We start from the raw sequence: 14,270 nt of genomic DNA, 5'->3' as shown, positions 1-14,270 counted from the left end.
ACCGCACTATATTCAGTGTTTTAATTCCAAAAGAATTCAATACAATTGGGGCGTCCAAGCAAAAGGAGTAGCGGTTTGGTTAAGGGTAAGTTTGAATCAATGAACATTAAGGGCGATTTGTTTGGTGGTGTTACCACTGCTATCGTCTCACTACCAATGGCTTTAGCGTTTGGTGTTGCATCGGGAGCTGGGCCTCAAGCTGGTCTTTGGGGCGCCATTTTAGTAGGCTTGTTTGCCGCGTTATTTGGCGGTTCGCGCACCTTGATCTCGGAGCCAACCGGTCCGATGACCGTAGTAATGGCGGCGGTACTTACCACCATGATAGCCAAGCACCCTGAAAACGGGCCCGCCATGGCATTTACCGTGGTGATGATGGCCGGGCTATTCCAAATTGCTCTTGGCGCCCTTAAGCTAGGTAAATACATTACCTTGATGCCTTATAGTGTTATTTCTGGCTTTATGTCAGGCGTGGGTGTCATTCTGGTCATCCTCCAATTGGCGCCCTTTTTAGGCCAGTCTACTCCCGCAGGGGGAGCCTTAGGTACCTTACAGGCGATTCCCGACTTAATTCGAAACATGCACTTTGGCGAGTTCCTATTAGGGCTGATGACCTTGGGTGCACTCTTGTTCATGCCTAACAAATATAAAAAAATAATCCCCCCACAATTGGTCGCGCTGGTGGCGGTGACTTTAGTGTCGATGCTGCTCTTTAGTGACGAGGGTATTCGCCGTATTGGAGAGATCCCAAGTGGCCTACCATCGATTATTTGGCCCACTTTTACTTGGGGCCTGCTTAGCGAAATGCTGGTTGATGCCTTAGTACTAGGAACATTAGGTTGTATCGATACTCTACTTACCGCAGTAATTGCCGATAGCTTAACCCGCAAAGAACATGACTCTAACCGAGAGTTAATGGGGCAGGGCATAGCAAATACGGTTTCAGGCCTGTTTGGGGGCTTGCCTGGCGCAGGCGCGACTATGGGAACTGTGGTGAATGTTCAGGTGGGCGGAAGCTCTCCGCTCTCTGGCATTGTGCGCGCGGTAATTCTGCTCTTGGTTGTGCTGTGGTTAGCCCCGCTTACCCAGCCTATTCCATTGGCCGTTCTCGCGGGTATCGCTATGTATGTTGGCCTTAATATTCTCGATTGGAGCTTCATTAAACGCGCCCACCGAGTATCTTTAGTGCCTACTTGCATCATGTATGGTGTGCTATTTCTTACCGTTTTTGTCGATTTAATCTACGCCGTAGGCATTGGAGTATTCCTCGCCAACGTAATTACTATTGAAAAGCTGAGCCGAGTTCAGGAAAAAAATGTTAAAGCGATATCTGATGCCGACGACGGTGTGCCACTTGAAGATTCAGAACGGCAGTTGTTAGACCAAGCCAAAGGTCAGCTATTGTTTTTCTACCTCTCAGGGCCAATGATTTTTGGAGTATCAAAAGCCATTGCCAGACAACACGCAGCGGTTGAGCAGTACAAAGTAATGGTGCTAGATCTTAGTGCAGTGCCGATGATTGATGTGACCGTGGCGCTAGCGCTGGAAAACGCCATGCGTGATGCCTTAGATGCTGGATGTGAAGTGTTCCTTTACAGCCCTAACGAGCAAACAATGCACCAGTTAGAGAAAATCCAAATCCGCGATTGGATAGATGAAGATCATATTGTAGATAGCCGCACTGAAGCCTTAGAAAAAGGGCTAGCAGTGGTGCAGCGTATAAATGCTGAGTCTGAAGTTGTTCAACAAGGCTCTGCTATTTAAAGACTAATATAGGTGTATATCTTAAAAAGCTGCGCTGGAATTGATTTTTCCAACGCGGCTTTTTGTTTGGTAGTTGCGCAACTTACCGATTTTTTATTCAGATTGGACGACTCTTGGCTAAATTAGCTTTGAGACATTAAGCTTGTTGATATCGAAGCTCCAAGGCGTTTCTGCACCTTTATGTGTTAGCTATTGTGTTAAAGCTTTCGCCTGCGGCGACGTCATTAAGCTTCAACGAGTAAAGCTTAGCTAAGCAAAAAGAAAACTCGCTCTGCATCTTCTTAGGTCCTCCGTTGCGCATTCACAAAGGAGTTGAAGTAACTCGTTACGCTCAAACAAACTTCAACTCTGCTCCCTTGTTCATTTGCGCTACTCGGCGAAGATGATGGGATTGAAAAGCATAGTCTTGGCTATCGAGTGTATGAAATGTTTTTTCCCCTTTATGTGTTAGCTATGGAGTAAAGGCTTTCGCCTGCGGCGACGTCATTTTTCTTTGACGAGCAAAGAAAAACGAAGCAAAAAGAAAACTCGCCCTGCATCTTCTTAGACCCTCCGTTGCGCATTCACAAGGGAGTTGAAGTAACTCGCTACGCTCAAACAGACTTCAACTCTGATCCCTTGTTCATTTGCGCTACTCGGCGAAGATGATGGGATTGAAAGCACAGTCTTGGCTATCGAGTGTGTGAAACGTTTTTGCCCCGTAACGTGTTAACGCTCCCTCAAAACTACTCTTAATAAACCTATGTACCCTTAATTTTTCTAGTTTTAGTGAACAAAGTTCTGTGATTTTATACAGTGCTGTTGTAATTCCTACTTTCTGCATGTGATTGCATACTTTCATGCTGATGTTTTTGTTATTTTTCGAGCTAGGTGGCTGATTTTGCTTAGGAAAGGTGATAACCTTGATTTTATAAAATGTATGATAAGAGGAAAAATTCCGTGTTTAAACAAGGAATTTTTCCTCTTAATAAGTTGTTAGCAGGCCTCTTATATGGATATGCAGCACTTCAAAAAAGTAATTTACGACCTAGCCCAACGGGCTGGTTTCACTGTTGTTGAGTTTCATGGTCCACTGGCTACACCGAACTTTTTTGCTGCTTTAATGGAACAAAGGGGAAAGGAGTTTGCTGTTCTCGCTTCCATAAATTCAGATTGGGCCGTTGTCTCAGAGTTTGAACCGTCGGTTTGCGAGCTCGACTTCATCGATAGCGCAGACGTCGCACGAGAGCTTAAGTATTGCCACGGTATCGATGTCACTTCGAGCAAAGTGCTTAATGGTCCATTTGTAACGAGGTCCTATTTAAGCCATAACGATGTTAAGTACTGGAAGCCTCAATCGTTGGGCGAGGCATTGTTCAACTGGTGGGACTAGCTGCTAACAAGCAAAATAATCAAGTACTTGTCGCTGCGCTCCTCGCGGGGACAGGTGCCACGACGCGGCGGAGCCGCTGCACCTGCCCATTTTTTGGGCGTTATGTGTCACATCTAACACGGAGAGTGGTTTGAAAAATCCTACAGGGACAAAAAAGAATCATCGTGGTACTTTTTTAATGAATGGTGGTTTAACCCATGTGAGGTATGATCACAAAAGTCGTCCATCCAAAATTGATATTAAATGCCCTAACTGTAGTTCTTTAGCAATTGCTAAAGATGAAGAGGTAGGTGACTCTTTATTTGTCGGTGATATGTCACCAAGCTTTAAAGGCTCACCATTTTCAATTACATGCACATCATGTATGTACCGCAAAAAGAGGTTAGCCTATGAAGAGCTAACTGAACCTTACTTTCAGTTTGAAGGGCGCGGTGGGATTCTTTGGGCATGGAATCGTGAACATTTAGATATGATTTATAAATATTTAAATGGCATACCGATCAAAGAACATGACTATAAGTTTTATCACACATACATTCATGGTGATTGGAAAAAATATAAAACAACTTATTTAAAAACAATTAGTAAAGGTTTAAGTGACACATAACAAGTCATTAAAGCAGGACAAAAAACAGTTGGTTTTTGCTCGTGCCTCGCTTATTTTAACCAACTATTTTTAGCCTCTTAATGAGGCGTTAATTCCTGTCTCCTTACCTTTTATCTGTCCAAAAATGAGTTAGTCGTTATTTTTAGATGTCGTAAAAAAACCAGCATTACGCTGGTTTTTTTATTTGATAAGAAGGACAATTCTTACTTATGTCTTGCTTGCAAACAAGCCACTACTTCGTCAAAGCCGACTTCTTGTTTCTCTAGCAGTACCAGTAGGTGATACAACAAGTCTGAGCTTTCATTCACTAACTCTTCGCGGTCGTTAGCCATGGCTGCTAGGGCTACTTCTACACCTTCTTCTCCCACTTTTTGGCAAATGCGCTTGGTGCCGCGGGCGAATAGGCTAGCGGTGTAGCTTTCTTCTGGATCGGCTAACTTACGCTCGGCTAATACTGCTTGCAGTTGGGCGATAAAGGTTAGCTTAGGCTCTTGGTGGCCGTCGAAGCAGCTTGGGTTGCCAAGGTGGCAAGTTGGGCCAATAGGGTCAACAGCTACTAGTAGCGTGTCTTGGTCGCAATCAAGCGTAATGCCTTTAAGCTTTAGTACGTTGCCTGAGGTTTCACCTTTGGTCCATAGGCGCTGCTTAGTGCGGCTAAAGAAGGTTACTTGCTCGGTGTCTAGGGTTTTAGCTAGCGCATCACTGTTCATGTAACCCAGCATAAGCACTTGGCCGCTGTGGTCGTTTTGAACTACGGCAGGGATTAAGCCTTCGACTTTGTCCCAGTTAATCTTTTGGTTTAGTTCTTCAAACTGGCTCATAGTCGAATTGCCACCTCTTGTTGTTTGAGATATTGCTTCAATTCGCCAATATCAATAATGCTTTTATGGAATACGCTAGCCGCCAATGCGCCGTCTACGTCGGAAATCTTAAAGGCGTCTTTAAAGTGCTGCATTTCGCCTGCGCCGCCAGAGGCAATTAAAGGCACATTACAAATCTCGCGTACTCGGCTTAGTTGTTCTAAATCGTAACCTTGACGTACACCATCTTGGTTCATAACGTTTAGTACTATTTCACCTGCGCCACGAGCTTGCACTTCTTTCACCCAGTCAAAGGTATTCCAAGCAGTAGTTACCGTGCGTTTTTCGTCGCCGGTAAACTGCTTAACTTGGTATTGGCTGGTTTCGTCACAGTAGTAGGAATCGATGCCTACTACGATGCACTGCACGCCAAATTTGTCGGCTAGCTTAGTAATTAAACTAGGATCGGCTAAAGCAGGGGAGTTGATAGAGATTTTATCAGCGCCATTTTGCAAAGTGCGGTTGGCATCCTCAATGGTTTTAATGCCACCAGCTACACAAAAGGGAATATCGATGACTTCCGCTACGCGGCTTACCCAGCTTTTATCTACTACGCGCTCGTCTGAGCTAGCGGTAATATCGTAAAAAACTAGTTCGTCTGCGCCTTCTTCAGCGTAGCGTTTGGCAAGTGGAACTATGTCGCCAATAATTTCGTGGTTACGAAACTTAACGCCTTTTACTACCATGCCGTCTTTTACGTCTAGGCAGGGGATAATTCGTTTAGCTAGCATTGTTGCCTCCTTGCTGCCAGCAGGCGATGGCTTGCTCTACGTTGAATTTACCTTCTAACAATGCGCGGCCAACAATTACGCCAGCTACGCCGGTATCGGTAAGCGCTGCGATGTCATTTAAGTCACCAATGCCACCAGAGCTTTGCCAGTGAATATCTGGGTATTGCGCACATAACTCGCGGTACAAACTTACGTTTGAGCCCTCAAGCGTGCCGTCTTTAGAAATGTCGGTACACAATACGTGCTTAAGGCCAACAGGTGCGTAAATAGCCATTAGCTCTTCAATGGTTACGCCACTGTCTTCTTGCCAGCCAGATACCGCTACTACCTTATTGCCTTGCTCGTCGATGTTAATATCAAGCGCTAATACAATGTGCTCGGCGCCGTACTTTTCCATCCACTTGGCAACCACTTCTGGCTTCTTTACTGCGGTAGAGCCAATTACTACACGCTCTGCACCTGCGTCGAGCAAGTCTTTTACATCTTGCTCGCTGCGCACGCCACCACCAATTTGAATTTTAGCTGGAGTGTTTTTCAGTAGCTGGGCGATAACGTCGAGTTGGCGAGCACTGGTATCTTTGGCGCCGTCTAAATCAACCAAGTGTAACCAATCAGCTCCTTGGCTGTGGTACTCAGAAAACTGCGCTTGTGGGTCGTCACCATAAATGGTTTTTTGTGCGTAATCACCTTGGAACAAACGCACAATCTTTCCGTCGATTAAATCTAAAGCAGGAATGATCATGTGTTACATCTCCAAGAAGTTTTTGATTAGTTGTGCACCGGCTTGGCCGCTACGTTCTGGGTGAAATTGCACCCCGTAAAAATTGTCTTTGTTTACTGCGGCGGTAAAGGCGTTGCCATAATCACATTCGGCAATTGTGGCAGCGTTTACTGGCAGGGCATAGCTGTGTACAAAGTAGAAGTAGCTGCCGGCTTCAATGCCTTTAAACAGTGGGTGACCGGCTTTAGGTTGAATTTGATTCCAACCCATGTGCGGCAGGCGTTGCCCTTGTTGCGGTTGCATTAAGCTTACAGTGCCAGGCACTAAACCTAAGCAGGGGACTGGCTCGTCGGCTTGTTTAGCGCCGCCTTCGATAGAGAATTCGGCCAGCATTTGCATGCCTAAACAAATACCTAACAGCGGCTTTTTAACTTGTTTTACTAAGTCGATAAGCTCGCGGTCCGCTAGGTTTTGCATCGCCTCGGTGGCGGTGCCCACGCCGGGTAGAAACAGTTTATCGGCCGCTAAAATCACCTGTGGATCGCGGCTCACTGTTACTGGAAAGCCCAAACGCTCTACGGCAAATTTTACCGAAGATAAGTTGGCACATCCTGTATCAATAATTACGTTCATGTTTGCTCTTATCCTTTAAAGCAGGCGCTTATAGTGTGCCTTTACTGCTAGGCATTGCATCGCCCGATTTAACAATGGCTTGACCTAGTGCACGACCAAATACTTTAAACAGGGCTTCTACCATGTGGTGAGTATTTTTGCCGGTGGTTTCTAGGTGTAAGGTGCAGGCCATTGCGTCGCTTAGTGAGCGGAAGAAGTGCGGCACCATTTCGGTAGCAAAGTCGCCAATGTTGTCGCGGGTAAAGTCGGCTTTAAACTCTAGGTGAGCACGGCCGCTTAAATCTAGTGCACATTGGGCCAGGCATTCGTCCATCGGCAGTACAAAACCAAAACGGCCAATACCACGTTTGTCGCCAAGCGCTTCTTTAAGGGCTTGGCCAAGGGCAATGGCGGTGTCTTCTACGCTGTGGTGGTCGTCGATATGGTAATCGCCAACAACTTTACAGTTGAGCTGAAAACCGCCGTGGGTAGCGATTTGATCCAACATGTGGTCAAAAAAGCCAAGGCCAGTATCAATTTGGCTGCCGCCTGCGTTGTCTAAATCAACCGCGATACTAATTTGGGTTTCTTTAGTATTGCGCTCAACCTTGGCTTTGCGGCCTTGTTGAGTAAGCTGCTTTTCAATCGCTATCCAGTTAAGGCCGTCGCGTTGATATTGTAAGCCTTCTAGCCCCATGTTTTCAGCTAGCTGCATGTCGGTGTGGCGATCGCCAATCACATAAGAGTTGGCAAAATCAATCACGCCACTTTTTAGGTAGTCTTTAACCAAGCCAAGCTTGGGTTTGCGACAGCTACAGTTATCTTCGTCGAAGTGCGGGCATACCAGTACGTCGTCAAACTTAATGCCTTGTGATTCGAAGATATCCATCATGTAGTTTTGAGCTAGGTGAAAATCAGCTTCGGGGAAGCTGTCGGTGCCTAAACCATCCTGGTTGGTTACCATAACTAAGCGGTAGCCATTGGCTTGTAGCTTAAGCAATACCGGGATCACTTGTGGCTCTAACTTTACCTTTTCTACGCTATCAACCTGTTTGTCGGTGATAGGTTCGTCGATCATGGTGCCATCACGGTCGATAAATAAGATTTTTTGTTTTACTTGGCTCACTTAAGTTCGCTCCAATCCTTGAATTGCTGATACGGTGGCGGCCACTTCTTGCTGGTTGCCAATGCTAATGCGGATGCAGTTTTCTAACCGCGGCTTATTGGCAAAATCACGCAGTACAATGCCTTGCTCGCCCAATGTTTTAAATACTCGGGCTGAATCGTCGAAACGTACCAGTATGTAGTTACCGGTAGCTGGGAAGATCTCTTGCACAATATTAAGTTGGCTTAAATCTTCAACCGCTTGGCTACGAATAGCGTTTAAGCGTGCAACACGCTCGCGCATAATTTTTAGGCCATCTTCGGTTAATGCTTTTGCTGCGATTTCGGCAACTGGACGGGCGATAGGGTAAGGGGCAATCACTTTGCTCATTACTTCGATCACCTCACGACCTGCAACAGTAAAGCCACAACGTAAGCCAGCCAAAGCGAAGGCTTTAGATAAGGTACGAGTAATCACTAAGTTGTCGTAGTCGCCGAGCAGTTTCACTACGCTAAGTTCTTCGCAAAACTCAATATAGGCCTCGTCTACTACAACTAGCGCTTTATCTTTTTGTGCCTGCAACAACTCACACAATTTTGCTTCATCTAGCATGTTGCCTGTTGGGTTGTTGGGTGCACATAAGAAAATAATTTTGCTATCTATTTTTGCCAGTGCCGCGTAGTCGGGATCAAAGTTCGCATCTAGAGCAACGGTTTTTATCTCAACACCAATGGTTTCGGCGCTTACCGCATACATACCGTAAGTAGGGGCACAAATGGTAATGCTGTCTTCGTTAGGTTCACAAAATGCGCGAATCAGTACTTCAATCGCCTCATCGGCGCCGCGGCTAGCCAACACTTGATTTGGCTCTACGCCTGCATAAGCAGCGTAACCGTTAATTAAAGCTTCTGGTTGAAACTCTGGGTAGCGGTTTAGCTCTTCGCCTTCGTAACTAAAGTCACTGACATCTGGGCTTTCATTGGCGTTTAGCCACACCTCACCACTGCCGCCAATGCGACGAGCACTTTGGTAGGGCACCAGCGCCTGAATCTTTTTGCGGGCTAATAATGTAACCGACATATTATTGCTCCTCGCCTAAGCGCAGAGTAACTGCTCTGCGGTGGGCGTCTAGCCCTTCTGCGTTAGCTATAGGCACTACTGCACGGCTTAAGTCTTTTAGACCTTGCTGGCTTAACTCTTGAACTGTGAAACGTTTCATAAAGTCTAGAGTGCCAAGGCTAGAGTAGGTGCGTGTATACCCGTAAGTAGGCAAGGTGTGGTTGGTGCCACTGGCGTAATCGCCAACTGATTCTGGCGTCCATTCACCTAAAAATACGCTACCCGCGTTTTCAATCTCTGGCAATAAATCACGCGCTTGTTCGGTTTGAACAATGAGGTGTTCTGGGCCGTAAAGATTACTTACTTGCACTGCTTGGGCTAAGTCGTTTACTACAATGGCAGTACTGTGCGACAAAGCTTGATCGGCAATGTTATTACGACTAAGCAGCGCTAACTGACGTGCCAATTCTTGATTAACTGCTTCAGCTTGTTGCTCTGAAGTTGTCACCAAGATTACTTGTGAATCTGGGCCGTGTTCGGCTTGCGAGAGTAAATCGGCAGCAACAAAAGCTGGATTGGCTTTATCATCGGCGATAACTAACACCTCAGACGGGCCTGCTGGCATATCAATGGCGGCACCAGCATGGTCGCCGCTAACTTGCTGTTTGGCTTGCGTTACAAAAGCATTACCCGGACCAAATATTTTGTCTGCCTTGCTAACACTCTCGGTACCATAGGCCATGGCTGCAATCGCTTGTGCGCCACCTGCTGCATATACTTCGTCTACACCACATAAGTTAGCGGTATAAAGGATTTCTGGCGCAATGGGTGGTGGAGAGCTTAATACCACTTTTTTGCAGCCAGCAATGCGGGCTGGAATGGCTAACATTAATACCGTTGAAGGTAGTGGGGCAGTGCCACCAGGCACATATAAACCCACATTACCAATGGCAGCGTAGTGCATTTCGCAACGCACCCCCGGTTGGGTTTCTAGGCTAATTGGTTGTGGCTTTTGTGCTTGGTGAAAAACTTCAATGTTAGCTTTGGCTTGCGCTACAGCTTGTTTAAATTCTTCACTTAAACCTTGCTCTGCTGCTTCTATCTCTTGTTGAGATATTCTTACAGCGCTAAGTTCGGTGTTATCAAACTTGGCAGCTAAAGCGATTAGGGCTTTATCGCCTTGTTCACGAACTTGGCTTACTACATCGGCAACAATTCCGGCAATGTCGGTTGAGCTATTAACCGCAGGGCGGGACAGCACCTGTAGTTGTTGCTCTGAATTAAGTTGCTTCCAAATTACCGTTTGCATGGTGGTTATCTCAACATCTTCTCGATTGGCATCACTAGGATAGAGCTAGCACCTAAGGTTTTTAGCTTCTCCATGGTTTCCCAGAACAGGTTCTCGGTACTTACTACATGCAGGGCTACTTTATCTTCGTCGCCGGCAAGCGCTAATACCGTTGGGTGCTCACTGCCTGGCAGTAAGTCAACGATCTGGTCAAGATGTGTTTTTGGCGCATGTAGCATGATGTATTTGCTTTCTTTCGCTTCCATGGTGCCTTGCATACGCATTAGTAAGCGATCTAACAGCTCTTGGTGCTCGTCACTAAGCTTGTTTTTAGATTTAATTAAAACTGCTTGTGAGCGATAAATTACTTCTACTTCTTTAAGGCCGTTTGCTTCTAAAGTTGCGCCGGTAGATACCAAGTCACAAATTGCATCAGCTAAGCCAGCGCGAGTGGCTACTTCAACCGAGCCTGCCAACATACAAGTTGAAAACGGTACGCCTTGCTCGTCTAGGTAGCGCTTAAGAATGCCTGGGTAGCTAGTGGCAATGCGTTTGTTGGCTAAACATTGTGGGCCGGTGTAATCGAACTCTTCTGCTACTGCTAGAGAGAAGCGGCAATCACCAAAGTCTAAGCGTTTTAGAATGTCACATTCGGTAGGTTCATTTTGCGCGGTGCGCAACATAGTTTCTTCTTCTAATACGTTTTCGCCAACGATACCGAAATCAACCACGCCGTCCATTACTAGGCCTGGGATATCGTCATCGCGCACACGTAGTAGATCTACTGGCATGTTTTCTGAGTGGGCAATTAGGCGTTGTTGGCGGAGGTTGATTTTCATTCCGCAGCTTTTTAATAGTGCCTGTGAGTCATCGCTTAGACGTCCTGATTTTTGGATGGCGATGCGTAGTCGTTTTTGCTCTGTCATGTTTATGTCCCTAATTATAATACTAAAAAACCCCCGGGAGGATTACCTTCCGGGGGTTTGCAATATTGTTATATTCTACCACCGGAAGCGTCTTACAAGCTTCCAGCAGATAACCGCCTGAAGCTTATTCTGGATGATGGTGGTGATGATGCTTCAGTTGGTTAAAAATCATGTAACGTTCCTGTCAACGTGAGTTTTGCCTTGATGGCAATAATGGGCATAAAGTTACCAAGCTAGCGCTAAATTGCAACCTTTTTTAACGCCTTTTTATGAATAGATTAAAGTTGTTTAAAATTTAACCGATAATATAGTGGAGGAAGCCATAAAAGGAGCTGTAGTTGTGAGCCAAGATGCGATACTACCTATTTTGCCTAGGGCACCTGCAAAGCCTGACGGTAAGGCGCCGCCTATTAAAACGACGAAAGTGGTTAAAAAGGGCAAAACTAGCGCGCACAATGACATACAAGTGCGGCCTAAATCCGCTCAAGACCAACAGCAAGCGCAGAAAAGAAAGCCAGATCCCGACGACCCACATAACATTGACTTGTTTGTTTAGTTTTAAGTTTGGTCTCGGCTAATTCGGCTGGTATAGTTGCGGCGACTTTTGCTTGCCGGAATTTAGATTGAAACAGCAATATTTCGCCAAAGATGGATTACTCTCAAAGGCCATTGATGGCTTCTCTCCTCGTCCTCAACAAGGTGAAATGGCCAACGCAGTAGCGCAGGCTATAGATGACCGCGGTAGTTTGCTGGTAGAAGCGGGGACCGGCACCGGTAAAACCTTTGCTTACCTTGTTCCAGCTATGGATAGCGGCAAAAAAATAGTAATCAGTACAGGTAGTAAAGCCTTGCAAGACCAGCTGTTTACTAAAGACCTACCACGCATGCAAAAAGCCCTTAAGTACAATCAATCGATTGCCTTACTAAAAGGGCGCGCTAACTATCTATGTATTGAAAGGTTAAACAGCTTTTCACACTACAGCAGTGGCCAAGACCGAGCTACCTTGGCTGAGCTGGTCAAAATCAAAAGTTGGGCACAAGGTGAAGAAAGTGGCGACATTAGCGACTTAGGCCCGGTGGCTGAGCGGGCAGATGTATTCCCCCTTATAACTAGCACCAACGACAATTGCCTTGGCCGCGATTGCCCATCTTACAAAGAGTGCTATTTGGTTAAAGCGCGTAATCGCGCCATGGAAGCTGATTTAGTGGTGGTGAATCACCATCTATTTTTTGCCGACATGGTGGTTAAAGAAACGGGCTTTGGTGAGCTGATTCCAGAAGCTGATGCCTTTATTTTTGATGAAGCACACCAGTTGCCGGACATTGCAGCCAGCTATTTTGGCCAGCACTTCTCTAGCCGACAGATCCTCGATTTATGTAACGATATTGAGTTGAGTTATAAAACTGACCTTCGCGATATGGCGCAATTGCAAAAAGCCTCACAAAAGCTAGAGCGTCGCATTCGGCAATGCCGACTTGCTTTTGAAGGTTTGCGAGACCGTGGTGAGTGGCGTCCGCTTGCTAAACAAAAACGCTTTGGCGAGATGATGCAAGATTTACGTGAAGACATGGACTTTGTTTATCAAGTGCTAAAGTTAGCACTTTCACGCAGTGAATTAGCAGATGCTTGTTTTGAGCGTTTAGCTAAAATGCGCAGCTTATTCGACAAGGTAATGGACGTAGATAAAACCGGCTTTAGTTATTGGTACGAGACTACGCGTCAGCATTTCACCTTAAACATTACGCCCTTAAATATTGCAGAGCGCTTTAATAGTGAAGTGGAAGATCGTAACGCAGCTTGGGTATTTACTTCAGCTACTTTGGCGGTTGACGGCAACTTTCAGCATTTCCAAACCCAAATGGGTTTAAAAGATGCCAGCAGCATGCTGCTCGACAGTCCGTTTGATTATCAAAAACAAGCCTTACTCTGTGTGCCGCGCTACTTGCCAGAAACTAAGCAGCATAATGCCGAACAGCTGATGCTAGACCAGCTTGCCCCAGTAATAGAAGCCAACGGCGGCCGTTGTTTCTTTTTATGTACCAGTCATCGCATGATTCAAAAAGTTGCCGCTGAGCTAAGGCAACGCACTGAGTTATTGGTATTGGTGCAAGGGGAAGCTGGCAAACAAGAGCTGCTTAGCGAGTTTGTTGAAGATGGCAACGCCGTGTTAGTGGCAACAAGTACTTTCTGGGAAGGTGTAGACGTACCCGGTAAGGCCTTGTCGTGTGTAATCATCGATAAGTTACCGTTTGCTGCACCCGATGATCCCTTACTAAAAGCAAAAAGTGAAGATTGCCGTTTGCGTGGCGGAGATCCTTTTCGTCAGGTATATTTGCCGCAAGCTGTAATAAGCTTGAAGCAAGGAGTGGGGCGTTTGATTCGAACTCAGGCCGATCACGGCGTGGTGATTATTTGTGACAATCGCCTAGTAAACCGCGAATACGGCTCTTTATTTATCAGTAGCTTACCGGCTATGCCCCGCACAAGAGAGCTATCAAAAGTTCTAGAATTTGTTAAAAAAGACGCTGAGGAAACATGACAGCCAATATATTAGCTTTAGATACTTCTACCGAAAACTGCTCTGTTGCCTTGCAATGGAAGGGTGAAGTGATCAGCAAGCAAGAATACAGTCCGCGCGACCACACTCAAAAGATCTTGCCGTTTGTGGAGCAAGTATTAGCGGAAGCAGGCGTAAGCTTAACTCAACTGGATGCCATTGCTTTTGGCCGCGGACCAGGCAGTTTTACCGGTGTACGTATTGGCGTAGCTACCGCGCAAGGTTTGGCATTTGGGGCTGATAAACCGATGGTTGCAGTGTCAACGTTGCAAGCTATGGCACAGCAAGCTTATGTTAATCATGCCTCAGAGCGTTGCTTGGCTGCCATAGATGCACGCATGGGCGAAGTATACTGGGGTGAATATCGCTTAGAACAAGGTTTGATGCGCTTGGTTGGCCAAGAGTTAGTGATTAAGCCTGAGCTACTCGAAGCAAGTGCCAATAAGGCCGCAGCTGTTGGCACTGGTTGGCAAACCTATAAAGAATTATTAAGTGGTCAATTTTCTGGCGTAAGCGTGCTAGATTCGGTGCTATACCCGGCGGCACGAGATATGCTTAGTTATGCTCAATATGCTTTTGAACGTGGCGACCTTGTTGCTGCCGAAAACGCAGAACCGGTGTATCTTCGAGATAAAGTTACTTGGAAAAAGCTTCCAGGTAGAGAATAGTT

The 14,270-nt window shown here is 46.1% G+C and carries 14 protein-coding genes and 1 other annotated feature; of the genes, 6 read left to right on the top strand and 8 right to left on the bottom strand.

The annotated features are described in order from the left end of the window. Positions 1 to 99 precede the first annotated feature (99 nt). The 3 genes from OAG1_RS12265 to OAG1_RS12255 all read left to right on the top strand — a co-directional run bounded on the left by OAG1_RS12265 (position 100) and on the right by OAG1_RS12255 (position 3,740). Positions 100 to 1,761 (top strand): SulP family inorganic anion transporter, encoded by a 1,662-nt coding sequence (locus tag OAG1_RS12265; protein ID WP_040307006.1) that lies wholly within the window; start codon positions 100 to 102, stop codon positions 1,759 to 1,761. Positions 1,762 to 2,752: 991 nt separating this feature from the next. Further along, positions 2,753 to 3,133 carry a hypothetical protein gene (locus OAG1_RS12260; protein WP_338621475.1) on the top strand — a complete coding sequence of 127 codons (381 nt, stop codon included), beginning with the start codon at positions 2,753 to 2,755 and terminating at the stop codon, positions 3,131 to 3,133. Positions 3,134 to 3,263: 130 nt separating this feature from the next. Beyond that, on the top strand, positions 3,264 to 3,740 hold the full coding sequence (locus OAG1_RS12255) for a hypothetical protein (RefSeq protein WP_338621474.1): 477 nt from the start codon (positions 3,264 to 3,266) through the stop codon (positions 3,738 to 3,740). A 203-nt stretch (positions 3,741 to 3,943) separates the two neighbouring features. Here the strand turns inward: OAG1_RS12255 and hisIE are convergent, their stop codons facing one another. The 8 genes from hisIE to hisG are packed head-to-tail and all read right to left on the bottom strand — an operon-like array spanning position 3,944 to position 11,042. Beyond that, positions 3,944 to 4,561, bottom strand: coding sequence for a bifunctional phosphoribosyl-AMP cyclohydrolase/phosphoribosyl-ATP diphosphatase HisIE (hisIE, locus tag OAG1_RS12250; RefSeq protein WP_152782475.1), 618 nt, complete (start codon positions 4,559 to 4,561; stop codon positions 3,944 to 3,946). Next, positions 4,558 to 5,331 (bottom strand): imidazole glycerol phosphate synthase subunit HisF, encoded by a 774-nt coding sequence (hisF, locus tag OAG1_RS12245; protein ID WP_338621473.1) that lies wholly within the window; start codon positions 5,329 to 5,331, stop codon positions 4,558 to 4,560. Before hisF ends, hisIE begins: the two co-directional genes overlap by 4 nt. Continuing rightward, on the bottom strand, positions 5,321 to 6,073 hold the full coding sequence (gene hisA / locus OAG1_RS12240; protein ID WP_338621472.1) for a 1-(5-phosphoribosyl)-5-[(5-phosphoribosylamino)methylideneamino]imidazole-4-carboxamide isomerase: 753 nt from the start codon (positions 6,071 to 6,073) through the stop codon (positions 5,321 to 5,323). The genes hisF and hisA overlap by 11 nt, the downstream gene beginning before the upstream one ends. A gap of 3 nt (positions 6,074 to 6,076) precedes the next feature. Then, the gene (hisH, locus tag OAG1_RS12235; protein ID WP_220721182.1) at positions 6,077 to 6,685 is read right to left on the bottom strand and encodes an imidazole glycerol phosphate synthase subunit HisH; all 609 of its coding nucleotides are present in this window, start codon (positions 6,683 to 6,685) and stop codon (positions 6,077 to 6,079) included. Between the two features lie 28 nt (positions 6,686 to 6,713). After that, positions 6,714 to 7,790, bottom strand: coding sequence for a bifunctional histidinol-phosphatase/imidazoleglycerol-phosphate dehydratase HisB (gene hisB, locus OAG1_RS12230; RefSeq protein ID WP_338621471.1), 1,077 nt, complete (start codon positions 7,788 to 7,790; stop codon positions 6,714 to 6,716). Further along, positions 7,791 to 8,849 carry a histidinol-phosphate transaminase gene (hisC, locus tag OAG1_RS12225; RefSeq protein ID WP_338621470.1) on the bottom strand — a complete coding sequence of 353 codons (1,059 nt, stop codon included), beginning with the start codon at positions 8,847 to 8,849 and terminating at the stop codon, positions 7,791 to 7,793. A 1-nt stretch (position 8,850) separates the two neighbouring features. Next, entirely contained in the window at positions 8,851 to 10,137 is a 1,287-nt protein-coding gene (gene hisD / locus OAG1_RS12220; protein ID WP_338621469.1) for a histidinol dehydrogenase, read from the bottom strand. A gap of 5 nt (positions 10,138 to 10,142) precedes the next feature. After that, positions 10,143 to 11,042: an ATP phosphoribosyltransferase gene (gene hisG, locus OAG1_RS12215; protein ID WP_040307005.1), complete on the bottom strand. Its 900-nt coding sequence runs from the start codon at positions 11,040 to 11,042 to the stop codon at positions 10,143 to 10,145. Between the two features lie 21 nt (positions 11,043 to 11,063). Beyond that, positions 11,064 to 11,191: a sequence feature (His leader region), on the bottom strand. 191 nt (positions 11,192 to 11,382) lie between these two features. On the opposite strand from hisG, the gene OAG1_RS12210 reads away from it, so the two are divergent. The 3 genes from OAG1_RS12210 to tsaB all read left to right on the top strand — a co-directional run bounded on the left by OAG1_RS12210 (position 11,383) and on the right by tsaB (position 14,268). Next, complete coding sequence (locus OAG1_RS12210; protein WP_338621468.1) at positions 11,383 to 11,598, top strand: hypothetical protein; 216 nt, start codon at positions 11,383 to 11,385, stop codon at positions 11,596 to 11,598. A 67-nt stretch (positions 11,599 to 11,665) separates the two neighbouring features. Continuing rightward, entirely contained in the window at positions 11,666 to 13,582 is a 1,917-nt protein-coding gene (locus OAG1_RS12205) for an ATP-dependent DNA helicase (protein ID WP_338621467.1), read from the top strand. Next, positions 13,579 to 14,268: a tRNA (adenosine(37)-N6)-threonylcarbamoyltransferase complex dimerization subunit type 1 TsaB gene (gene tsaB, locus OAG1_RS12200; RefSeq protein WP_338621466.1), complete on the top strand. Its 690-nt coding sequence runs from the start codon at positions 13,579 to 13,581 to the stop codon at positions 14,266 to 14,268. Before OAG1_RS12205 ends, tsaB begins: the two co-directional genes overlap by 4 nt. The last annotated feature ends 2 nt before the right edge of the window (positions 14,269 to 14,270 follow it).

The organism is Agarivorans sp. OAG1, from assembly GCF_037076485.1.
GTDB lineage: Bacteria > Pseudomonadota > Gammaproteobacteria > Enterobacterales > Celerinatantimonadaceae > Agarivorans > Agarivorans albus.
This window is presented reverse-complemented; position numbering and strand designations above follow the sequence as displayed.

Excerpts from the sequence above, each read along its gene's own strand:
- OAG1_RS12265 (WP_040307006.1), top strand. The coding sequence starts at position 100 with ATGAACATTAAGGGCGATTTGTTTGGTGGTGTTACCACTGCTATCGTC.
- OAG1_RS12260 (WP_338621475.1), top strand. The coding sequence starts at position 2,753 with ATGGATATGCAGCACTTCAAAAAAGTAATTTACGACCTAGCCCAACGG.
- hisIE (WP_152782475.1), bottom strand. The coding sequence starts at position 4,561 with ATGAGCCAGTTTGAAGAACTAAACCAAAAGATTAACTGGGACAAAGTC.
- hisF (WP_338621473.1), bottom strand. The coding sequence starts at position 5,331 with ATGCTAGCTAAACGAATTATCCCCTGCCTAGACGTAAAAGACGGCATG.
- hisA (WP_338621472.1), bottom strand. The coding sequence starts at position 6,073 with ATGATCATTCCTGCTTTAGATTTAATCGACGGAAAGATTGTGCGTTTG.
- hisH (WP_220721182.1), bottom strand. The coding sequence starts at position 6,685 with ATGAACGTAATTATTGATACAGGATGTGCCAACTTATCTTCGGTAAAA.
- hisC (WP_338621470.1), bottom strand. The coding sequence starts at position 8,849 with ATGTCGGTTACATTATTAGCCCGCAAAAAGATTCAGGCGCTGGTGCCC.
- hisD (WP_338621469.1), bottom strand. The coding sequence starts at position 10,137 with ATGCAAACGGTAATTTGGAAGCAACTTAATTCAGAGCAACAACTACAG.
- hisG (WP_040307005.1), bottom strand. The coding sequence starts at position 11,042 with ATGACAGAGCAAAAACGACTACGCATCGCCATCCAAAAATCAGGACGT.
- tsaB (WP_338621466.1), top strand. The coding sequence starts at position 13,579 with ATGACAGCCAATATATTAGCTTTAGATACTTCTACCGAAAACTGCTCT.